The sequence below is a fragment of the Geodermatophilus sp. URMC 63 genome, assembly GCF_053502565.1.
Genome location: NZ_CP199956.1, coordinates 3557615 through 3578962, shown reverse-complemented (window position 1 = coordinate 3578962; position 21348 = coordinate 3557615). Strand labels below are relative to the sequence as shown.

Below are 21348 nucleotides of genomic sequence, written 5' to 3'. Positions count from 1 at the left end.
CCTAACCCACGCGGCCCGCGACCGTGCCGGTCAGGGGCCGCGTGGGGCAGGTCATACGAGGAGCCTCAGGCTCGTCCGGCGACCTCCGCGCCGGCGACCTCGAAGTCGAGCGCGCCGTCGCGCACGCCGACGGTGACCTGGCGCCCGGCGCCCACCCGGCCGTCGAGCAGCAGCCGGGCCAGCGGGTTGTCGACCTCCCGCTGGATGGCCCGGCGCAGCGGCCGGGCGCCGAACTGCGGCTCGAAGCCGCGGTCGGCGATCCAGGCGACGGCCTCGTCGGTGAAGGCGACCTCGATGCCCTGGGCCGACAGCCGGCGGCGGGTGTCGTCGAGCAGCAGCCGCGTGATCTGCTGCAGCTGCTCGCTCTCCAGCTGCTGGAACACGACGACCTCGTCGATCCGGTTGAGGAACTCCGGCCGGAACGACTCGCGCAGCCGCCGCACCAGGCGGTCGCGCAGCCCGGCGTCGGCCGCCGCGCCGTCGCCGGTGCCGAAGCCCAGCGGGGCGTTGCGGCCCTGGATGAGCTCCGAGCCCAGGTTGCTCGTCATGATCAGCACGGTGTTCTTGAAGTCGACCGTGCGGCCCTGGGAGTCGGTGAGCCGGCCGTCGTCGAGCACCTGCAGGAGGGTGTTGAAGACGTCGGGGTGCGCCTTCTCGATCTCGTCGAGCAGCACCACCGAGTAGGGACGGCGGCGCACGGCCTCGGTGAGCTGGCCGGCGTCCTCGTAGCCGACGTACCCGGGCGGGGAGCCCACCAGGCGGCTGACGGTGTGCCGCTCCTGGAACTCGCTCATGTCCAGCCGGATCATCCGGTCCTGGTCGCCGAAGAGGGCCTCGGCCAGCGCGCGGGCCAGCTCGGTCTTGCCGACGCCGGTGGGCCCGAGGAACAGGAAGCTGCCGATCGGCCGGTCGGGGTCGCCCAGGCCGACGCGCGAGCGGCGCACCGCCTCGGCGACCACGCGGACGGCGTCGTCCTGGCCGACCACCCGCTGGTGCAGGTGCTCCTCGAGCCCGAGCAGCCGCTGCACCTCCTCCTGGGTCAGCTGGGACACCGGGATGCCGGTCTGCCGGGAGACCACCTCGGCGATGTCCTCGACGCCCACCTCCGGGACGCCGGCCTGTCCGCCGCCGGACCGCGCCTGCTCGAGGCGCGCCTGCGCCTCGGCGAGCTGGTCGCGCAGCTCCGAGGCCCGCTCGTACTGCTCGGCCGAGACCGCCTGGTCCTTCTCCCGCTGCAGCCGCTCGACCTCCTGCTCGAGGCCGCGCAGGTCGGTGGGCGGGGTCTTCACCCGCCGGCGGACCCGCGCGCCGGCCTGGTCGATGAGGTCGATGGCCTTGTCGGGCAGGTGCCGGTCGGTCACGTAGCGGTCGGAGAGCTCGACCGCGGCGCGGACGGCGTCGTCGGTGAACCGCACGCCGTGGTGGGCCTCGTACCGGTCGCGCAGCCCGCAGAGGATGGACACGGTGTCCTCGACGCTGGGCTCGGCCACCAGGATCGGCTGGAACCGGCGCTCCAGCGCCGCGTCCTTCTCGATGTTGCGGCGGTACTCGTCGAGCGTGGTCGCGCCGATGATGTGCAGCTCGCCGCGGGCCAGGGCCGGCTTGAGCATGTTGCCCGCGCCGCCGGAGCCCTCAGAGGAGCCGGCGCCGACGACGGTGTGCAGCTCGTCGATGAAGACGATCACCTCGTCGGAGTGCTCGCGGATCTCGTCGATGATCTTCTTGACCCGCTCCTCGAAGTCACCGCGGTACCGGGTGCCGGCGACCAGGCCGGTCAGGTCGAGCTCGACCAGCCGCCGCCCGCGCAGCGTCTCGGGGACGTCGCCCTCGACGATCTGCGCGGCGATGCCCTCGACGATCGCCGTCTTGCCGACGCCGGCCTCGCCGATGAGCACCGGGTTGTTCTTCCGCCGCCGGGACAGCACCTCGACGGTCTGCTCGATCTCCGCCTCGCGGCCGATGACCGGGTCGATGCGGCCGTCGCGGGCCAGCTGGGTCAGGTCGCGGCCGAACTCGTCGAGCGTCGGGGTGTTCGAGGCCCCCGGCTGACCGGGGCCGCCCGGACGGCCGCCGCCGGGTTGCGGGCTCCCGGTGGCGGCCTGCTGGAGCGCCTCCGGGGTGACGCCCCGCTCGCGCAGCACGCGTCCGCCCGGGGAGTCGGGGTTGACGGCCAGGGCGAACAACAGGTGCTCGGGGCCGATGTAGGTGGAGCCCAGCGCGCGGGAGACGCGGTGGGCGTCGAGCAGCGCCCGCTTGGCGGCCGGGGTGAGCGACGGCGGCTCGTCGCGGGGCTCGCCGCGCTGCAGCTGCGGCTCGAGCTGGGCCCGCAGCTGGTCGGGGTCCAGGCCGGTGCGGGCGAGGAACTGGCGGGTCGTCTCGTCGCCGGTCATGGCCCACAGCAGGTGCTCGGTGTCGAGGTCGGCGCTGCCGCCGGCCACCGCCTGGTGGGCCGCGGCGTTGACCAGCTCGCGTGCCTGCTGGCTGAGGAACTGGGTGATGTCGATGCGCTGCCGCTGCGGCTGCTGACCGCCGATGAAGCGGGCGAAGAAGTCGTCGAAGGGGCTGCCGTAGGGGCCCGGGTAGAAGGGGGTGGTCATGCCTCACGTCCAAGGGGGTCGGAGCGGTCGGTGGGCCCTGCCGGAGGGCTCCCGCTCAGGGGGCCCGTACCCGGATGGCCGCACCGACACCGGGAGCGGCGCGTGCGCCGCTGGCACCGGGTGGAGCGCGGGAGGCCGGCCCACGCTTCCGCCCTGTGATCCGCCCTCGGCGAACGGGAGGTGCCCGCCGGCGCGGCTAGCATCGGGACGTGCAGGTCACCCCCTCGCTGGTCTCGCGGGTCGCCCTCGTCAACCTGGTCGCCAACGGCGCGATCGTCGTCACCGGCGGCGCCGTCCGGCTCACCGGTTCCGGGCTGGGCTGCCCGACGTTCCCCACCTGCACCGAGGAGAGCCTGGTCACCACGCCCGAGATGGGTGTCCGGGGCGTCATCGAGTTCGGCAACCGGACGCTGACCTTCGTGCTCGCCGCCGTGGCCCTGGCCGTGGTCGTGGCGGTCTGGCGGTCCCCGCGCCGCGACCTGCGCCCGCTGGCCCTGCTCAGCTTCCTCGGCATCCCCGCCCAGGCGGGGCTGGGCGGCATCACGGTGCTCACCGGGCTGAACCCCTGGACGGTCGCCGCGCACTTCCTCATCTCGACGGTGCTCGTCGCGATCGCGACCGTGCTGTGGCTGCGGTCCCGGGAGCCCGGCGTCGGCCAGCCGGTCGTCCGCCGTCCACTCGCCCTCCTGACCGGCGGGATCGCCGCGGTGACCGCCGCCGTGCTGGTGCTGGGGACCCTGGTGACCGGCAGCGGGCCGCACAGCGGCGACGTCGACGTGAACGACGTCCCGACCGGCGACCGCATGGGCTTCGACCTGGAGGCGATCAGCCAGCTGCACGCCGACGTCGTGTTCCTGCTCGTCGGGCTGACCGTGGCGCTGCTCGTGGCGCTGTACGCCACCGACGCCCCCGGCCGTGTCACGCGTGCCGCCCGCGACCTGCTGGTCGTCCAGCTGCTGCAGGGGCTGGTCGGCTTCGCGCAGTACTTCACCGGACTGCCGGTGGTGCTGGTCCTGCTGCACATGCTGGGCGCGGTGCTGATCACCGTGGCCACCGCCCGGCTGGTGTGGTCGGTCCGTGGCCCGGCGAGCGAGCAGCCGCTCGACGCCCCCGCCGTCCCCGCCGCCGTCACCCGCTGAGCGCCGGGCGGCGCTCCCCGGGCTGTGAGGCTCGACCGGTGCGACTCGACACCGAGGTCCTCGACCACTGCGCCCGGTCCCGGAAGCAGGAGCGCCTGGACGGCGGCGTCGGCCGCCTCGAGGAGCTGCGCACCCGGGAGGTGCTGAGCCGGTGGCTGCCGCGCGCGCGGCAGGCCGCGCACGCCGGGCTGGCCTCGGTCGCGCTCGGCGACGCGCGCCGGCTGCCGTTCGCCGACGGGAGCGCCGACGCCGTCCTGCTGCTGGCTCGTCGCCGGGCGCCGCACCTGAGCCCGTCGTCGTCGGGCGGCGGCCGGACGCCGCGTGTCGACCTGGTGCTGTCTCGCGCACGTCGAGACAGCACCAGGTCGACGACGGGCGCACCCGGCGGTGCTCGACGGCCTCAGTGCGCGCGGTCGTCGTCGTCGAAGGTGAGCGTGAGCGTGCTGGTGTAGCCGGCCCCGGGCGGCTCGACCGACGCGTCCACCGGCTCGGAGCCGGCCGGCCAGACCCGCACCGCGCGGTGTGCGTAGCCGTCCTGCACCGCCGTCTCGTGCTCCAGCTCGACCTCCTGGCCCGGCCGCAGCGCCCGGTGGCCGGGGACGAGGACGGAGTTGAAGTGGACCCAGCAGCCCCCGGGCGTCTCCGGGGAGTCGACGACGCCCCAGCCCTCGGCGTCGTGCCAGACCCGCACCGTTCCCCGCGTCGTCATGCGGAGAGCACCACCGACGCGGTCGGCGGCTCAGACGAGGACGTCGACGGCGATCGCGATGGACAGCAGCGTCATGTGCGTGATCGACACCGAGAACAGCTTCATCGGCCGATCGGGCACCGCGGCGCGGATCCGGTTCAGCCACTGGTGGGACTCGGCCACGTACCAGGCGCCGAGGAGGCCTCCCCCGATGGCGAAGGCCCAGTTCAGGACCGGGGTGACCGACCCCATGAGCAGGGTGGCCCCGAGAGTCGCCCACGCCCACGCGACCGACTGCCGCCCGACGCTCGCCGGGCCGGCGACCACCGACAGCATGGGGACGCCGGCGCGGGCGTAGTCGTCGCGGTACCGGCTGGCGAGGGCCCAGAAGTGCGGCATCTGCCAGCAGAAGACGACGGCGAAGAAGGCGAGCGCCGGCCAGTCCAGCGACCCGGTGACCGCCGCCCACCCGATGAGCACCGGCGCCGCCCCGGGGAAGGCCCCGAAGACGGTGTTGTGCCGGGTGCGGCGCTTGAGCACCATCGTGTAGACGACGGAGTAGGCCAGGATCGCGACCGCGGCCAGCGCCGTGGCCAGCGGCGTGGTGGCGACCCAGAGCAGGGCCAGCGAGGCCGCGGCGAGGACCGCCCCGAACACCAGGGCCGCCCGCGGGGACACCATCCCGGAGGGGATCGGCCGGTTGCGCGTGCGCGACATCAGCCGGTCGATGTCCCGGTCGTACCAGCAGTTGAACGTGTTGGCCGCGCCCGCGGCGAACATCCCGCCGACCATCGTGGCGCCCACGAGCTGCCAGGAGGGCCACCCGTCGGCAGCCATCATCATCGCCGGCAGCGTCGTCACCAGCAGCAGCTCGACGAGCTTGGGCTTGGTCAGCGCGACGTAGGCGCCCACCACCTCGGACAGGCGGCGCGCGGAGACGACCGGTCGCTCGGAGACGGCCGTCACCGGACGGTCTCCTCCACGCGCGGGCGGCAGGGCACCACCGGGCAGGACGGCAGCACGGAGGTCCCTTCAGACCGGCGACGGAACGGACCCCACTGTAGCCCGCGGCCACGGCGGGGACGGCCCGGGATGACTAGGGACGGCCCGGGATGACTAGGGTCCGATCACGTTGACGCCGGGGGGACAGCGGGTAGGGCCGTCGACGACGACGACGGAGGTCTCGGGTCACCGACGCCCGGAGGCACGGCGCCCTACCGGGGACCGCACCGCGTCATCCGCCCGGGAGCACGGGACACCCCGGTCCCCCGGACGGCCCCGTCCACGGCCGATCTCGAGGAGCAGCGCCCGACATGACCACTCAGGCCAACGACACGAAGAGCACCGAGTCCGAGGCCCCGGCCGAGGCCGCCACCGACTCGCCCACCGGCTCCCCGCGCCAGCCGCACCCGACGCTGCCCGAGGGCTTCGGCGACCTCGACCGCCGTGCCATCGACACCGCGCGCGTGTTGGCCATGGACGCCGTCCAGAAGGTCGGCAACGGGCACCCCGGCACCGCCATGAGCATGGCGCCCACGGCCTACCTGCTCTTCCACAAGTGGCTGCGGCACGACCCGAGCGACCCGAACTGGGTCGCCCGTGACCGGTTCGTCCTGTCGATGGGCCACTCGAGCCTGACCCTCTACGTCCAGCTCTACCTCTCCGGCTACGGCCTCGAGCTCGAGGACCTGCAGGCGCTGCGCACCTGGGGCTCGAAGACCCCGGGCCACCCCGAGGTCAACCACACCCCGGGCGTCGAGACCACGACCGGCCCGCTCGGCCAGGGCGTCGGCAACGCCGTGGGCATGGCCATGGCCGCCCGCCGCGAGCGCGGCCTGCTCGACCCCGACACCCCCGAGGGCGAGAGCCTCTTCGACCACACGATCTGGGCCTTCGCCTCCGACGGCGACCTGGAGGAGGGCGTCAGCGGCGAGGCGTCGTCGCTGGCCGGCACCCAGCAGCTGGGCAACCTGGTGCTCGTCTACGACGACAACCAGATCTCCATCGAGGACGACACGAACGTCGCGTTCACCGAGGACGTCGGCAAGCGCTACGAGGCCTACGGCTGGCACGTCCAGCACGTCGACGACGGCGAGGACCTGGCCGCGGTCGACGCCGCGTTCGCCGCCGCGAAGGCCGAGACCGGGCGCCCGTCGATGATCGTGCTGCGGACGATCATCGGCTGGCCGGCGCCGAACAAGCAGAACACCGGGGCCGCGCACGGCTCCGCGCTCGGCGAGGACGAGGTGCGGGCCACCAAGGAGGTCCTGGGCTTCGACCCCGGGCAGACCTTCCAGGTCGACGACGAGGTCATCGCCCACGCCCGCTCGGTGGTGGAGAAGGGGCAGCAGGAGCACGCCGAGTGGCAGCCGCGCTTCGACGAGTGGGCGCAGTCCGAGCCCGAGCGGGCCGCCCTGCTCGAGCGGATGCGCGAGCGCCGGCTGCCCGAGGGCTTCGCGGACGGGCTGCCCACCTTCGACGCCGACCCCAAGGGCGTGGCCACCCGCAAGGCCTCGGGCAAGGTGCTCGCCGCGCTCTACCCGGCGCTGCCCGAGCTGTGGGGCGGGTCGGCCGACCTGGCGGAGAGCAACAACACCGCCGTCGAGGGCGAGCCGTCGTTCCTGCCGGCCGACCGCCAGACGAAGATGTGGAGCGGCGGCCCCTACGGCCGGACCCTGCACTTCGGCGTCCGCGAGCACGCCATGGGCGCGATCATGAACGGCATCGCGCTGCACGGCGGCACCCGCGTCTACGGCGGCACCTTCCTCACCTTCTCCGACTACATGCGCGGCGCGGTGCGGCTGGCCGCGCTCATGCAGCTGCCGGTCACCTACGTGTGGACGCACGACTCGATCGGCCTGGGCGAGGACGGCCCGACCCACCAGCCGATCGAGCACTTCGCCGCGCTGCGGGCCATCCCCGGCCTCGACGTCGTCCGCCCGGCCGACGCCAACGAGGTGACCGTCGCCTGGCGGACGGTGCTGGAGAACAACGATCGCCCGGCCGGGCTGCTGCTGTCGCGGCAGAACCTGCCGGTCTTCGACCGCTCGGAGTTCGGCTCCGCCGAGGGCACCGCCCGCGGGGCCTACGTGCTGGCCGACGCGAGCAACGGGCAGCCGGAGGTGATCCTGCTGGGCACCGGCTCGGAGGTGCAGATCGCCGTCGCCGCCCGCGAGCGCCTGGAGGCCGACGGCGTCCCGACCCGCGTGGTGTCGGTGCCCTGCGTCGAGTGGTTCGCCGACCAGGACCAGGCCTACAAGGACGAGGTCCTGCCGCCGTCGGTCCGCGCCCGGGTGAGCGTCGAGGCCGGCGTCCCCATGGGCTGGCGGGAGTTCGTCGGCGACGCCGGCCGCATCGTGGGCCTCACCCACTACGGCGCCAGCGCGGCCTACTCGGTCCTCTACGAGGAGTTCGGGCTGACCGACGAGGCCGTCGTCGCCGCGGCCCGCGAGAGCATCGAGGCGGCCCGATCCGGGAACGCCGTCCCCGCCGGACCGGTTGCAGCGACCGGCGGGCTCCCCCACCCGACCGGCGACCGCTGAGGCTCCGGCCCAGTCAGACCGGCCCAGTCAGACCGGCCCGATCAGAACGGAAGGCAGAGACATGGCACAGAACGAGAAGCTGGCCGAGCTGTCGTCGGCAGGGGTCGCCGTCTGGCTCGACGACCTCTCCCGCGACCGCATCCGCAGCGGGAACCTGCAGTCGCTGGTCGACGAGTACTCCGTCGTCGGCGTCACCACCAACCCGACGATCTTCGCCGCGGCCATCAGCGGGTCGGACTCCTACGACGACCAGCTGCACGCGATGGCCGTCCGGAAGGTCAGCGTCGAGGAGGCGCTGCGGACCATCACCGCGGCCGACGTCCGCGACGCGTGCGACCTGCTCGCGCCCGTCGCCGAGCGGCAGCCGGGTGACGGTCGCGTGTCCCTGGAGGTGGCGCCGGGCCTGGCGCACGACACCGACGCGACCGCCGCCGAGGCCGCCCACCTGTGGTGGCTGGTCGACCGGCCGAACCTCTTCATCAAGATCCCGGCCACCCAGGCGGGCCTGGCGGCGATCACCACCTCGATCGCCCGGGGCATCAGCGTCAACGTCACCCTCATCTTCAGCCTCGAGCGGTACCGCGCCGTCATGGACGCCTACCTCTCCGGCCTGGAGCAGCGCGTGGCCGAGGACGCCGACGCCGACCTGACCCAGATCGCCTCGGTGGCCTCATTCTTCGTGTCCCGCGTGGACAGCGAGATCGACAAGCGGCTGGAGAAGGCCGGCGCCGACCAGCTCAAGGGCAAGGCGGCGCTGGCCAACGCCCAGCTGGCCTACCAGGCCTACGTGGAGGTCTTCTCCTCCGACCGCTGGAGGGCGCTGCAGGCCAAGGGCGCCCGTCCGCAGCGGCCGCTGTGGGCCTCGACCGGCGTCAAGGACCCGGCCTACCCCGACACCCTCTACGTCAGCGAGCTGATCGCCCCCGGCACCGTGAACACGATGCCGGAGAAGACGATGAAGGCGTACGCCGACCACGGCAGCCCGGGCACCCCGGTGCAGAAGACCTACGAGGAGGCCGCGGCCACGATGCAGGCCATCGCCGACGCCGGGGTCGACCTCGACGACGTCTTCCGCGTCCTCGAGGACGAGGGCGTGCAGAAGTTCGTCGACTCGTGGGACGAGCTGACCGCCTCGGTGCGCGAGCAGCTGGAGGACAAGGCGTGACCCTGGAGGTCTCCTGCCGCGGTCTCGAGGTCCCGGAGGTCGTCCGCACCCAGCTGGCCGGCGACGACGTCGCCGCCCGGCTGGTCGCCGAGGACGCCACCCTCTGGGGCCCCGAGGCCGAGCAGGAGGCCTCCGTGCGGCTCGGCTGGCTCGACTCCCCGGCGACCAGCCGGGAGCTCCTCGCCCGGCTGGCCGCGCTGCGCGCCGAGCTCGCCGCCGAGGGGCTGGACCGCGTGGTCCTCGCCGGGACCGGCGGCGCCGCGCTGGCGGCCGAGGTCGTCTGCCGGACGGCGGGCGTGCCGCTGGTGGTGCTCGACAGCACCGACCCCGGCCAGGTCGCCGCGGCGATGACCGACCTCGACCGCACCGTGGTCGTGCTCAGCCCGGGGTCCGGCGACGCGGTGGAGACCGACAGCCACCGGCGCGCGTTCCTCGCCGCCCTCACCGCGGCGGGGCTGGACGAGGCCCAGGTCGGCCGGCGGTTCGTCGTCGTCGCCGAGCCCGGGTCGGCACCGGCGGAGACGGCGGCGGCGATGGGCGCCCGTGCGGTGTTCCTCGCCGCCCCGGACGCCGACGGCCGCTACGGCGCGCTGTCGGCCGCCGGCCTGGTCCCGGCCGCGCTGGCCGGCGTCGACGTCGCCCCGCTGCTCGAGGACGCCGCCGACCTCGCCGAGCACCTCACCGAACCGCGCAACCCGGCACTGGAGCTCGGGGTGGCGATGGGCGCGGGCTTCCGCACCGGCCGCGACAAGATCGCGCTGGCCGACGGCGGCCCGGGCGGTGACGGCACCCGCATCGTGGGCCTCGGCCTCTGGGTCGAGCAGCTGGTCGCCGGGGCCACCGGCAAGCAGGGGCGCGGGCTGCTGCCCGTCGTCCTCGAGTCGGTCACCGCCCCCGGCGCGGCGGCGCCGGACGCGCTGCTGGCCGTCGTCGGCGGCGACCCGGTGGAGGGCCGGCCCTCGATCGGCGTCACCGGCCCGCTGGGCGCGCAGTTCCTCGGCTGGGAGTACGCGACGGCGGTGGCCGGGCGGGTGCTCGGGATCAACCCGTTCGACCAGCCCGACGTCGCCGGGAGCGCGGCGGACACCGCCCGCTTCCTGGACGACGGCCTGCCCGCCGAGCGGCCGGTGGCGACGGTGGGCGCGGTGCAGCTGCACGCCCCGGGCGGTGGGCCGGGCGGTGATGGGCTGGACGGCGGTGTGCTGGACGGGGTCGACCTGTCGCAGACCGACGCCCTGACCCTGGCCCTCGACGCGCTGCTGGCCGCGGTCCCGCCGCGGGGCTACCTGGCGGTCACGGCCTTCCTCGACCGGGACGCCGACGCCCGCGCCGGCGAGCTGCGGGCCGCGCTGGCCCGGCGGACCGGGCACGCGGTCACCTTCGGGTGGGGGCCGCGGTCCCTGCACGCCACCGGCCAGTACCACCGCGGCGGGCCGCAGGTCGGCGCGTTCCTGCAGGTCACCGGAGCCGTGGAGCAGGACCTCCCGGTACCCGGCCGGCCGTGGTCCTTCGGCGCGCTGCAGGCCGCCCAGGCCGCAGGCGACCGGCGGGCGCTGGCCGAGCGCGGGCGCCCGCTGCTGCACCTGCACCTGACCGACCGGTCGGCGGGCACCGACCAGCTGCTGCGCGCCCTTCCCTGAGGCCGCCCCGGACCGCCCCGACCGCCTCCCCCTGACCCGCCTCGCCCCCGATCCGCGCCGCCCCCGACTCACTCCGCCCTCGACACACACCGCGCCCGGCCGGGAGCCGTCTCCCGGCCGGACGCCCTGGCTCCACCCTCGAGGAGGGTCCATGATCCCCAACCCGCTCCGGGACCCGCGCGACCGGCGGCTGCCGCGCGTCCCCGAACCGTGCGCGCTCGTGGTCTTCGGCATCACCGGGGACCTGGCCCGCAAGAAGCTCCTGCCGGCCGTCTACGACCTGGCCAACCGGGGGCTGCTCCCCACCAACTTCGCGCTGCTCGGCTTCGCGCGGCGCGACTGGGGTGACCAGGACTTCGCCGAGCTGGCCCGCGACGCCGCCCGCAAGGCCGCCCGCACCGAGTGGCGTGAGGAGGTGTGGGAGCGGCTGGCGGCCAACGTCCGGTTCGTCCAGGGCTCCTTCGACGACGACAACGCCTTCGACGAGCTCGCCAACGCGCTCGCCGACCTGGAGAGCAGCCACGGCATCGGGGGTAACGCGGCGTTCTACCTGTCGATCCCGCCGGCGATGTTCCCGGTCGTGCTCAAGCAGATGCAGCGCACCGGCATGGCCGAGAGCACCCCCGACCGGTGGCGCCGCGTCGTCGTCGAGAAGCCCTTCGGCACCGACCTGGCCTCCAGCCGCGCGCTCAACGAGCTGGTCGACTCGGTGTTCAGCGCCGAGGACGTCTTCCGCATCGACCACTACCTGGGCAAGGAGACCGTCCAGAACCTGATGGCGCTGCGGTTCGCCAACGAGCTGTTCGAGCCGGTCTGGAACGGCCACCACGTCGACTCGGTGCAGATCACCATGGCCGAGGACGTCGGCATCGGCGGGCGCGCGGGCTTCTACGAGAAGACCGGTGCGGCCCGCGACGTGCTGCAGAACCACCTGCTGCAGCTGCTGGCGCTGACCGCGATGGAGGAGCCGGTCGAGTTCTCGGCCGACGAGATCCGCACGGAGAAGCTCAAGGTGCTGCGGGCGGTCTCGCTGCCCGAGGACCTGCGCACCTTCGCCGTCCGCGGGCAGTACGAGCAGGGCTGGCTGGCCGGTCAGCGGGCCAGGGGCTACCGGCAGGAGGAGGGCGTCGACCCGCACTCCACGACCGAGACCTTCGCCGCCGTCCGGCTCGGTGTGGAGACCCGCCGCTGGGCCGGGGTCCCCTTCTACCTGCGCACCGGCAAGCGGCTGCCGCGCCGCGTCACCGAGATCGCACTGGTGTTCAAGCGGGCGCCGCACCTGCCCTTCGCCGACACCGACACCGAGGAGCTGGGCAACAACCAGCTGGTCGTGCGCGTGCAGCCCGACGAGGGGGTCACCCTCAAGTTCGGGTCGAAGGTGCCCGGAAGCGTCATGGAGGTCCGGGACGTGTCCATGGACTTCCTCTACGGCGAGCAGTTCACCGAGTCCAGCCCCGAAGCCTACGAGCGGCTGCTGCTCGACGTGCTGCTCGGCGACGCCACGCTGTTCCCCCGCAACGCCGAGGTCGAGGCGTCCTGGTCGGTGATCGACCCGCTCGAGGCGTTCTGGGCCGGCAGCACCCCGGAGCCGTACCGGGCCGGCGAGTGGGGCCCGCGCGCGGCCGACGACATGCTCGCCGCCGAGGGCCGCCGGTGGCGGCGTCCGTGAACCCGTCCCACGAAGCCCCCCACCCAGACGAGGAGACGCCGTGACGACGCTGTGGGACACCACCGGCTCGGCCGTGGTGAAGGAGCTGGCCGCCCAGCGGCGGACCGGCGGCGCGGTGCTGTCCGGAGTCGCGCTGACGCTGGTCGTCGTCGCCGACGAGAGCCGGGTCACCGAGGCCGAGGAGGCGGCCACGACGGCCGCCGAGCAGCACCCCTGCCGGATCCTCGTCGTCGTCCGGCGGCAGATCGAGGCGCCCGTGCCGCGGCTGGACGCCGAGGTGTCGATCGGCGGCCGGCTGGGCCCCGGCGAGGCCGTCGTCATGCGCATGTACGGGCGGCTGGCGCTGCACGCCGAGTCGGTCGTGCTGCCGCTGCTGGCCGCCGATGCGCCCGTGGTCACCTGGTGGCACTGCGACGCGCCGACGCGGCTGACCACCGACGCCCTGGCGGTCATCGCCGACCGGCGGATCACCGACAGCACGACGTCGGCCGACCAGCTGCGGGCGCTGCGCACCCGCGCCCAGGACTACGCCCCCGGCGACACCGACCTGGCCTGGACCCGCGCCACCCCGTGGCGGGCGACCCTCACCTCGGCCCTGGACTCGGTGTCCGGCCGCCGCGGCGACGCCGTCCACGTGCTCGGCGGCCGGGTGGAGGGCGAGCCGGGCGCGGCCACGGCACGGCTGCTGGCCGGCTGGCTGCAGTCGCGCTGCGGCTGCCCCGTCGACGTCGTCCCCACGCCCCGCCACTCCGGCCCCAGCGGCGTCGACGCGGTCGTGCTGCAGCTGGACCAGCACGAGGAGGTCCGGGTCCACGCCGACCGCCGCGGCGGCGCGGTGATCAGCCAGCCCCACCGGCCCGACGCCACCATGGCGCTGCCCGAGCGCCCGCTCGGCGACCTGCTCGGCGAGGAGCTCCGGCGGCTGGACCCCGACGAGCCCTACGCCGAGGCACTGGAGGCCGCGACCGGGATCTCCGGCCTGGTCGGCCGGGAGTCGGTCCGCGCGCACGTCTGGGTCGACCCGGCCGAGCACACGCAGGCCCCGTTCGCCGGGGACCAGGTCGGGCAGAACAGCCCGCACGGTGCGGCGCCGACCGTGCCCCTGGACTCCGAGGGTGCCGACGAGGTCGCGCAGCACGGCGAGCACGACAGCCCGGACCCGACCGCGCCGGAGACCGTCCGGTGACGCAGTCCCCGGGGGACCGCATCGTCGCCCGGCTGGCCGAGCGCACCGACGGGCCGGTGCCCGACGTCGTCGTCGAGCCCGACGCCGAGATGCTGGCCCGGGCGGCCGCGGCCGCCCTCGTGGCGCGGCTCGCCGCGGCGCAGGCGGTGCACGGGACGGCGTCGGTGGTGCTGACCGGCGGCGGCGTCGGCACCGCGGTGCTGCGGCACGTGGCGCAGCTGGCCGAGGAGCCGGCCCCCGGTCAGCAGGTCGACTGGACGGCGGTCGACGTGTGGTGGGGCGACGAGCGCTTCGTGCCCGCCGACGACGACGAGCGCAACGAGAAGGGCGCCCGCGAGGCGCTGCTGGACCGGGTCGGGGTGCCCGCGGAGCGGGTGCACGCGATGCCCGCCTCCGACGCCGGCTTCGACGGGCCCGAGGCGGCCGCGGAGTGGTACGCCGGGCAGCTGGCCGCCGCGGCCGGCGAGGGCCCGCTCCCCCGCTTCGACGTGCTGCTGCTGGGGATGGGGCCGGAGGGCCACGTCGCGTCGATCTTCCCGCACTCCCCCGCGGCCACCGACGAGCGGCCGGTGGTCGCCGTCCGCGACTGCCCGAAGCCGCCGCCCACCCGGGTGAGCCTCGGCTTCGGCGCGATCGCCAGTGCCGAGGAGGTGTGGCTGCTGGTGTCCGGCGAGGGCAAGGCCGACGCGGTGGCGAGCGCGCTCGGCGGCGCGGCGCCCGTCGACCTGCCCGCCGCCGGTGCCCGCGGCCGCCGGGCCACCCGCTGGCTGCTCGACGCCGCGGCGGCCGGGCGGTTGCCCGGCGCCGCGGACTGACCGGGGGGAGTTCCCGGTCCCGGCGGACCGCTCAGGCGCCGCGGCGGGCCCGGAGCTTGGCGAGGGCCTCCTCGAGCAGGGCGTCGCCGTCGGCGTCGCTGCGCCGCTCGCGGACGTAGGCGAGGTGGGTCTTGTAGGGCTCGGTGCGCGGCGCGGGGGGCGGCGCCTGCTCGTCCTGGCCGGCCGGGAGACCGCACCGCGGGCAGTCCCACAGCTCGGGCACCTCGGCGTCGGTGGCGAAGGCCACCCGCGTCTCGTGCCCCTGGCTGCACCAGAAGGCGATCCGGTTGCGCGGCGCTGCTTCGCCGCGCTCCGCCTCCCCCATCGGACCCGCACCGACCCGCGTACCCCGGATCGCATTGCCACCAGCCACGAGCGCCCCCTCAGGACCCGACCTGCTCCGCGACGTGCCATGACGTCGTCGCGCGGCGCCGTCTCACCGCCGGGGCAGTCTATGGCCTGGGGGGTGTCCCCCCGATCACGTTTTCGCCGCAACACCTGCGGATCGTGACGCTCAGATCTTCAGCAGGATGCCGAGCGTGACGATGCACACCGCCCAGATCAGGCCGGTGAACACGGTGAGCCGGTTGAGGTTCTTCTCCACGACCGAGGACCCGGACAGCTGCGAGGACACCGCGCCGCCGAACATCGAGGACAGCCCGCCCCCCTTGCCGCGGTGCAGGAGGATCAGCACCACGAGCAGCACGCTGGCGAGGACCAGCACCACGTTGAGGACGAGCTCGAACATGGGTCCAGGGTAGCCGGTGGCGCCGGGCGCTCCGGTCAGCGCACGCCCGCGGTGGCCAGGTCGTAGCCGGCGTAGGGCTGCATGACGACGCCGTTGTGCAGCCGCTGACCGGCCAGCAGCTGCAGGCGCGTCTCCACGAGCGGCACGTAGGCGTGCGTCGCCCGGGCCGCGGTGGCCACCTCGCGCCACGCCGCGCGGGCCGCCCCGGCGTCGGTGGCCTGGCGGGCGGCGTCGACCAGGCCGGACAGCGCCGGGTCGGTCAGCCGGGCGTAGTTGGTGTTGCCGACCGCGCTCACCGACCGGCCGTCGGCCAGCGGCACCAGGAACGACCCGGGGGTCGGGAAGTCGGCGGTCCAGGTGGCCAGCACGATGCCGTAGCCGTTGCGGGCCACGTTGTCCGGGCTGCCGACGTCGGTGGCGTAGAAGCTCGCCGCCGGGAGCGGGCGCACCTCGGCGAGGATGCCGACGGCCTCCAGCTGCCCGGCGACCGCGTCGGCGACCGCGATGCTGGTCGGCGCGTCGGGGACGGCGAGCACCGTGCTGAAGCCCTGCGGCTGCCCGCAGGCGGCAAGGGCGGCGCGGGCGGCGTCGGGGTCGGGACCCGGGTCGGGCTCCTCCGGGCCACCCGGGATCGCCCGCGGCCACAGCTGCGAGGTGCGCACCGCGTCGTCCGCGCCCAGCGCGGCGTCCTGGACGGCGCGCCGGTCGATGGCGGCGGCCACCGCGGCCCGGCAGTCGGCGTTGCCCATCGGCGCGACGTCGGTGGGCAGGGCGAGCATGCGCACCGCCCCGCTGGTCACGTCGTCGACCCGGTCGGTCAGCGGCACCTCTCCCCCGGCGCCCTCGGCCAGGCGGGCGGTGGTGGCGGTGTGCACGCCCGTGCCCGAGACGTCGACGTCGGCCGACCCGGCGAGCAGCGCCTGGTCGCGCTCGAGGTTGGACATCCCGGTGCGGACGACGACGCGGTCGGGCAGCGCCGAGCGGACGGGGTCGGCCGCGCGGTCCCAGTTCGGGTTGCGGTCGAGGACGATGCCGGTCTCGGCGTCGACGGTGGTCACCGCGTAGGGACCGGAGGAGACGGGGTCGCGGCCGTAGTCGGCGCCGGTGTCGTTCTCCACCGGCACCGGGCTGCTCGAGGGCAGCGCCAGCACGTAGGGGAAGTCGGGCTGGGCGGCGCGCAGCCGGAAGACGATCGTGAGGTCGTCGGGCGTCTCCACGGCGGCCAGGCCCAGCTTGCCGGGGTCCTCGTCCTGGTAGGGCCCGGCGTAGGGGTCCTCCGGGTCGTCGAGCAGGTCGACGACGTAGGTGGGCCCGCCGACGACGACGTCGGAGGCGAAGGACCGCTCGACGCCGTACTTGACGTCGCGGGAGGTGATAGCCCGCCCGTTCTCGAAGCGGGCGCCCTCGCGGATGGTGAACGTCCAGGTCAGCCCGCCGTCGGTGGTGGTGCCGGTGTCGGTGGCGAGGTCGGGCACCAGGTCGCCGGTGCTGCCGGGCTCGGAGGAGTAGGTGACCAGCGTGCGGGTGTAGAGCCGCATGAGGTTCCACACGCCCGGCTGGTAGGAGCGCTGCGGGTCGAGGCTGTCGACCTCGCCGGTGACCACGCGCAGCGTCCCGCCGGTGGCCTCGGAGGCCGAGCGGACGCCCTCGACGCCGGCGTCGGGCCCGTCGCCGAGCACGGGCACGCCGGCGGCGCCGTCCCGGCTCGCGCCGCAGCTGACCGCGAGGACGACGACGAGCACGACGACGCCGACCAGGGCGAGGACCCGGCCGGCGGTGCCGCGCAGCCAGGCGGCCCGGCGGCCCGGAGGTCGGGTGGGCGTGCTCCCGGAGGAGCGCTCGCGCGTGCTGTCCACCCACCCGCCCCCACTGGGCCGCCGGTGGCTGCTAGCTGCCCTCGGCGGCGATCCGACAGATCTGCGCGAACTCGTCGGCGTCCAGGCTCGCGCCCCCGACGAGTGCGCCGTCGACGTCCGGCCCGGCCAGGATCCCGGCCGTGCTGGCGGCCTTCACCGACCCGCCGTAGAGGATACGGACCCCCGCGGCCGTCTCCGGGCTGAAACGCTCGGCGAGCCGTGACCGCAGGGCACCACACACCTCCTGAGCGTCCTCGGGCGTGGCCACCTCCCCGGTGCCGATCGCCCACACCGGCTCGTACGCCAGCACGACCTCCCCCACCTGCTCGGCGGGAAGGCCCTCCAGCGCCGCGTCGAGCTGGGCGGTGCAGTGCGCGACGTGCCCGCCGGCGCGGCGGACGTGGAGCCCCTCCCCGACGCACAGGATGGGCGTGAGCCCGTGCCGCAGCGCCGCTGCGACCTTGGCGGCCACCTCGGCGTCGTCCTCGCCGTGCAGCGCCCGCCGCTCGGAGTGCCCCACGACGACGAAGCCACAGGCCAGCGCGGCGAGCATCCCGCCGCTGACCTCGCCGGTGTAGGCGCCCGAGTCGTGCGCCGAGAGGTCCTGCGCGCCGAAGCCGACGGCGAGCTTGTCGCCCTGGACGAGGGTCTGCACGCTGCGCAGCGCGGTGAACGGCGGGAGGACGACGACCTCGGCGTCGTCGAGCTGCTTCTCGGTGAGGCTGAAGACGAGCTTCTGCACCAGGCCGATGGCCTCCAGGTGCGTCATGTGCATCTTCCAGTTGCCCGCGATGAGCGGGCGGCGCCCCTCGCGGCGGGCCGGCGGCTGGGTGCGGGCCATCAGCCCTCCCGCCCGTCGGCGAGCACCGCGAGACCGGGCAGCTCCCGGCCCTCGAGGTACTCCAGGGACGCCCCGCCGCCGGTGCTGATGTGCCCGTAGGCGGCCTCGTCGAGCCCGAGCTGGCGGACGGCGGCCGCGGAGTCCCCGCCACCGACCACCGACAGCCCGTCGACGGCGGCGACGGCCTCGGCCACGCCGCGGGTGCCGGCCTGGAACGGCGCGAGCTCGAACACGCCCATCGGGCCGTTCCAGAACACCGTCCGCGCGTCGGCCAGCTCGCGGCCGAACGCCTCGACCGTGCGCGGGCCGACGTCCAGGCCCATCTGGTCGTCCGGGATCCGGTCAACGGGGACGGTGGTCGTCTGCGCCGCGGCGCTGAACTGCGGCGCGCAGACGACGTCGAGCGGCAGCACGATCCGGTCGCCGGCCTCGGCGAGCAACCGCCGGCAGGTGTCGACCTGGTCGGCCTCCAGCAGCGACTTCCCGACGCCGGAGCCCTGCGCGGCGAGGAAGGTGAAGCACATGCCGCCACCGACCAGCAGCCGGTCGACCTTGGGCAGCAGCGCCTCGATCACGGCGAGCTTGTCGCTGACCTTCGAGCCGCCGAGCACGACCACGTAGGGCCGCTCGGGGTCGCTGGTGAGCCGGGTGAGGACGTCGAGCTCGGTGGCCACCAGCCGGCCGGCGACGTGCGGCAGGCGCTGCGCGACGTCGTAGACCGACGCGTGCTTGCGGTGGACCGCCCCGAAGGCGTCGTCGACGTAGACGTCGGCCAGCGCGGCCAGCCGGTCGGCCAGCCCGCCGCGCTCGGCGTCGTCCTTGGCCGTCTCGGCCGCCTCGAAGCGGACGTTCTCCAGCAGCAGGACGTCGCCGTCGCCGAGGGCCGCGGCCCGCTGGGTCGCGTCGTCGCCGGCGACGTCGGTGGCCAGCGGCACCTCCGTGCCGAGCAGCTCCCCGAGCCGCGCGGCGACCGGGGCCAGGGAGTACTGCGGGTCCGGCGCACCCTTCGGGCGGCCCAGGTGGGCGGCGACCACGACGCGGGCGCCGGCGTCGCGGAGCGCCTGCAGGGTGGGCAGGCTGGCGCGGATCCGCCCGTCGTCGGTGATCGCGCGGGTCTGCTTGTCGAGGGGGACGTTCAGGTCGGCGCGCACGAGCACGCGCCGACCCGAGACCCCCTCGGCGAGCAGGTCGTCGAGGGAACGCATGGCGTGCGGCGTCAGAGCGAGCGGCCGACGAGCTCGACGGAGTCGACCAGCCGGTTGGAGTAGCCCCACTCGTTGTCGTACCAGCCGAGGACCTTGGCCATCGGTCCGAAGACCTTGGTGAGCTTGGAGTCGTAGATGCAGCTCGCCGGGTCGGTGACGATGTCGGAGGAGACGATCGGGGCGTCGGTGTACTTGAGGATGCCGGCCAGGGGGCCGGCCGCGGCCTCGCGGTAGGCGGCGTCGATCTCGTCGGCCGGCACCTCGCGGGAGAGCTGGACGGTGAGGTCGGTGGCCGAGCCGGTGGGCACCGGGACGCGGACGGCGTAGCCGTCGAGCTTGCCCTGCAGCTCCGGCAGGACCAGGCCGATCGCCTTGGCCGCACCGGTCGAGGTCGGGACCATGTTGAGCGCGGCGGCGCGGGCGCGGCGCAGGTCCTTGTGCGGGCCGTCCTGCAGGTTCTGGTCGGCGGTGTAGGCGTGGATCGTGGTCATGAGCCCGCGCTCGATGCCGAACGAGTCGTTGAGCACCTTGGCCAGCGGGGCCAGGCAGTTGGTGGTGCAGGACGCGTTGCTGATGATCGTCTGCGAGCCGTCGTACTTCTCGTGGTTGACGCCCATGACGATGGTCAGGTCGTCACCGGTGGCCGGCGCGGAGATGACCACCTTCTTGGCGCCGCCGGCGTCCACGTGCTTGCGGGCGTCGTCGGCCTTGGTGAAGAAGCCGGTGGACTCGACGACGACGTCGACGCCCAGGTCGCCCCAGGGCAGGCTGGCCGGGTCGCGCTCCGAGAGCACCTTCATGGTCGACCCGGCGATCTTGATGCCCTCGCCGTCGGCGGCGACGTCCTCGGACAGCACCCCCAGGATGCTGTCGTACTTCAGCAGGTGGGCGAGGACCTCGGGGCTGGTCAGGTCGTTGACCGCCACGATCTCGATGTCCTTGCCGCTGGCCGCGGCCGCCCGCCAGAAGTTGCGGCCGATCCGGCCGAACCCGTTGATGCCCACCCGTACGGTCACAGCTGACCCTCCATGTGCTCGACTGTCGCCTCGGTCGGCCACGCGGTCGCGCGGCCGCGATCCGCGACGACCCTATCGGCCGGGGCGCGCGCCGTCCGGGTGAGCCCCGGCCGGCCATGGGGAGCCCCCGCAGCGCGGAGGGCTCCCCGGGTGACGCCGTGCGGAGAGGGCGGTCCTGCCGCTACTGGGCGAGCATGTCCTCGGTCACGACCGACTCTGTGTCGGGGATGCCGAGGTCCTTGGCGCGCTTGTCGGCCATGGCCAGCAACCGGCGGATCCGGCCCGCGACGGCGTCCTTGGTCATCGGCGGCTCGGCGCGCTGGCCGAGCTCCTCCAGCGAGGCCTGGCCGTGCTCGAGACGCAGCCGGCCGGCGACGAGCAGGTGCTCGGGTGCGTCGCCGGCGAGGATCTCCAGCGCCCGCTCGACCCGGGCGCTGGCGGCGACGGCGGCACGCGCGGAACGGCGCAGGTTGGCGTCGTCGAAGTTGGCCAGCCGGTTGGCGGTGGCCCGGACCTCGCGGCGCATCCGCCGCTCCTCCCAGGCCAGCACGGCGTCGTGGGCGCCCATGCGGGTGAGCAGCGCGCTGATCGCGTCGCCGTCGCGGACGACCACCCGGTCGGCGCCGCGCACCTCGCGGGCCTTGGCCGCGATGCCGAGCCGGCGGGCCGCGCCGACGAGGGCCATGGCGGCCTCGGGGCCGGGGCAGGTGACCTCCAGGGAGGAGGAGCGGCCGGGCTCGGTGAGCGAGCCGTGGGCCAGGAAGGCGCCGCGCCAGGCGGCCTCGGCGTCGTTGATGCTGCCGGAGACCACCGAGGGCGGCAGGCCGCGCACCGGGCGGCCGCGCTGGTCGACCAGCCCGGTCTGCCGGGCCAGGCCCTCGCCGTGCTTGGCGATGCGCACCAGGTAGCGCACGCCGCGGCGGATGTTGCCGCCGGCCAGCACGCTGACCCCACTGGTGTAGCCGTAGACCTCGCTGATGTCCCGCCGGAGCCGGCGGGCCACCGACCCGGTGTCCAGCTCCGCCTCGATGACGACGCGGCCGCCCACGATGTGCAGCCCGCCGGAGAAGCGGAGCAGCGCGGTGACCTCGGCCTTGCGCTCGGAGGTCCGCGTGCACTCCACCCGGGACAGCTCGTCCTTGACCATGGCGGTCATCGCCACGACGACCACCCCCTCACCTGCTGCGGCGCCATACGCGGCGTCACCTCTCCCCCTCGAACCGTCCGGTCACCGTCGGAAC

The 21348-nt window shown here is 74.8% G+C and carries 18 protein-coding genes; 8 read left to right on the top strand and 10 right to left on the bottom strand.

The window, feature by feature from the left end:
* Positions 1–65 precede the first annotated feature (65 nt).
* Positions 66–2597 (bottom strand): ATP-dependent Clp protease ATP-binding subunit, encoded by a 2532-nt coding sequence (locus ACWIZO_RS17495; protein ID WP_448638919.1) that lies wholly within the window; start codon positions 2595–2597, stop codon positions 66–68.
* 209 nt (positions 2598–2806) lie between these two features.
* On the opposite strand from ACWIZO_RS17495, the gene ACWIZO_RS17490 reads away from it, so the two are divergent.
* Both ACWIZO_RS17490 and ACWIZO_RS17485 read left to right on the top strand, forming a co-directional pair.
* Positions 2807–3736 (top strand): COX15/CtaA family protein, encoded by a 930-nt coding sequence (locus tag ACWIZO_RS17490; RefSeq protein ID WP_448638918.1) that lies wholly within the window; start codon positions 2807–2809, stop codon positions 3734–3736.
* Positions 3737–3774: 38 nt separating this feature from the next.
* Positions 3775–4188, top strand: coding sequence for a hypothetical protein (locus ACWIZO_RS17485; protein WP_448638917.1), 414 nt, complete (start codon positions 3775–3777; stop codon positions 4186–4188).
* On the opposite strand, the gene ACWIZO_RS17480 is transcribed toward ACWIZO_RS17485, so the two are convergent.
* Both ACWIZO_RS17480 and ACWIZO_RS17475 read right to left on the bottom strand, forming a co-directional pair.
* Entirely contained in the window at positions 4137–4445 is a 309-nt protein-coding gene (locus ACWIZO_RS17480) for a cold-shock protein (protein WP_448638916.1), read from the bottom strand. The two genes, ACWIZO_RS17485 and ACWIZO_RS17480, sit on opposite strands and share 52 nt — an antisense overlap.
* A gap of 30 nt (positions 4446–4475) precedes the next feature.
* Positions 4476–5390, bottom strand: a complete 915-nt coding sequence (locus ACWIZO_RS17475; RefSeq protein ID WP_448638915.1) for a heme o synthase — start codon at positions 5388–5390, stop codon at positions 4476–4478.
* Positions 5391–5737: 347 nt separating this feature from the next.
* On the opposite strand from ACWIZO_RS17475, the gene tkt reads away from it, so the two are divergent.
* The 6 genes from tkt to pgl all read left to right on the top strand — a co-directional run bounded on the left by tkt (position 5738) and on the right by pgl (position 14441).
* The gene (gene tkt / locus ACWIZO_RS17470; protein ID WP_448638914.1) at positions 5738–7966 is read left to right on the top strand and encodes a transketolase; all 2229 of its coding nucleotides are present in this window, start codon (positions 5738–5740) and stop codon (positions 7964–7966) included.
* A gap of 61 nt (positions 7967–8027) precedes the next feature.
* Complete coding sequence (gene tal / locus ACWIZO_RS17465) at positions 8028–9131, top strand: transaldolase (RefSeq protein ID WP_448638913.1); 1104 nt, start codon at positions 8028–8030, stop codon at positions 9129–9131.
* The gene (locus ACWIZO_RS17460; RefSeq protein WP_448638912.1) at positions 9128–10771 is read left to right on the top strand and encodes a glucose-6-phosphate isomerase; all 1644 of its coding nucleotides are present in this window, start codon (positions 9128–9130) and stop codon (positions 10769–10771) included. Before tal ends, ACWIZO_RS17460 begins: the two co-directional genes overlap by 4 nt.
* A gap of 151 nt (positions 10772–10922) precedes the next feature.
* Positions 10923–12440, top strand: coding sequence for a glucose-6-phosphate dehydrogenase (zwf, locus tag ACWIZO_RS17455; protein ID WP_448638911.1), 1518 nt, complete (start codon positions 10923–10925; stop codon positions 12438–12440).
* A 40-nt stretch (positions 12441–12480) separates the two neighbouring features.
* The gene (locus ACWIZO_RS17450) at positions 12481–13626 is read left to right on the top strand and encodes a glucose-6-phosphate dehydrogenase assembly protein OpcA (RefSeq protein ID WP_448638910.1); all 1146 of its coding nucleotides are present in this window, start codon (positions 12481–12483) and stop codon (positions 13624–13626) included.
* A complete protein-coding gene (gene pgl / locus ACWIZO_RS17445; protein WP_448638909.1) occupies positions 13623–14441 on the top strand; it encodes a 6-phosphogluconolactonase in 819 nt (272 codons plus the stop codon). Before ACWIZO_RS17450 ends, pgl begins: the two co-directional genes overlap by 4 nt.
* A gap of 31 nt (positions 14442–14472) precedes the next feature.
* Here pgl and ACWIZO_RS17440 read toward each other — a convergent pair whose 3' ends face one another.
* The 7 genes from ACWIZO_RS17440 to whiA form a co-directional block, all read right to left on the bottom strand.
* On the bottom strand, positions 14473–14814 hold the full coding sequence (locus ACWIZO_RS17440; RefSeq protein WP_448638908.1) for an RNA polymerase-binding protein RbpA: 342 nt from the start codon (positions 14812–14814) through the stop codon (positions 14473–14475).
* A gap of 141 nt (positions 14815–14955) precedes the next feature.
* Positions 14956–15189 carry a preprotein translocase subunit SecG gene (secG, locus tag ACWIZO_RS17435; RefSeq protein ID WP_446759989.1) on the bottom strand — a complete coding sequence of 78 codons (234 nt, stop codon included), beginning with the start codon at positions 15187–15189 and terminating at the stop codon, positions 14956–14958.
* A gap of 35 nt (positions 15190–15224) precedes the next feature.
* Positions 15225–17045, bottom strand: a complete 1821-nt coding sequence (locus ACWIZO_RS17430; protein WP_448638907.1) for an ABC transporter substrate-binding protein — start codon at positions 17043–17045, stop codon at positions 15225–15227.
* 31 nt (positions 17046–17076) lie between these two features.
* Positions 17077–17886: a triose-phosphate isomerase gene (tpiA, locus tag ACWIZO_RS17425; RefSeq protein WP_448638906.1), complete on the bottom strand. Its 810-nt coding sequence runs from the start codon at positions 17884–17886 to the stop codon at positions 17077–17079.
* Positions 17886–19091 (bottom strand): phosphoglycerate kinase, encoded by a 1206-nt coding sequence (locus ACWIZO_RS17420; protein ID WP_448638905.1) that lies wholly within the window; start codon positions 19089–19091, stop codon positions 17886–17888. Before ACWIZO_RS17420 ends, tpiA begins: the two co-directional genes overlap by 1 nt.
* Positions 19092–19102: 11 nt before the next feature.
* Positions 19103–20107 carry a type I glyceraldehyde-3-phosphate dehydrogenase gene (gene gap / locus ACWIZO_RS17415; protein WP_448638904.1) on the bottom strand — a complete coding sequence of 335 codons (1005 nt, stop codon included), beginning with the start codon at positions 20105–20107 and terminating at the stop codon, positions 19103–19105.
* Positions 20108–20288: 181 nt separating this feature from the next.
* Positions 20289–21278, bottom strand: a complete 990-nt coding sequence (gene whiA / locus ACWIZO_RS17410) for a DNA-binding protein WhiA (protein ID WP_448638903.1) — start codon at positions 21276–21278, stop codon at positions 20289–20291.
* Positions 21279–21348: the final 70 nt, after the last annotated feature.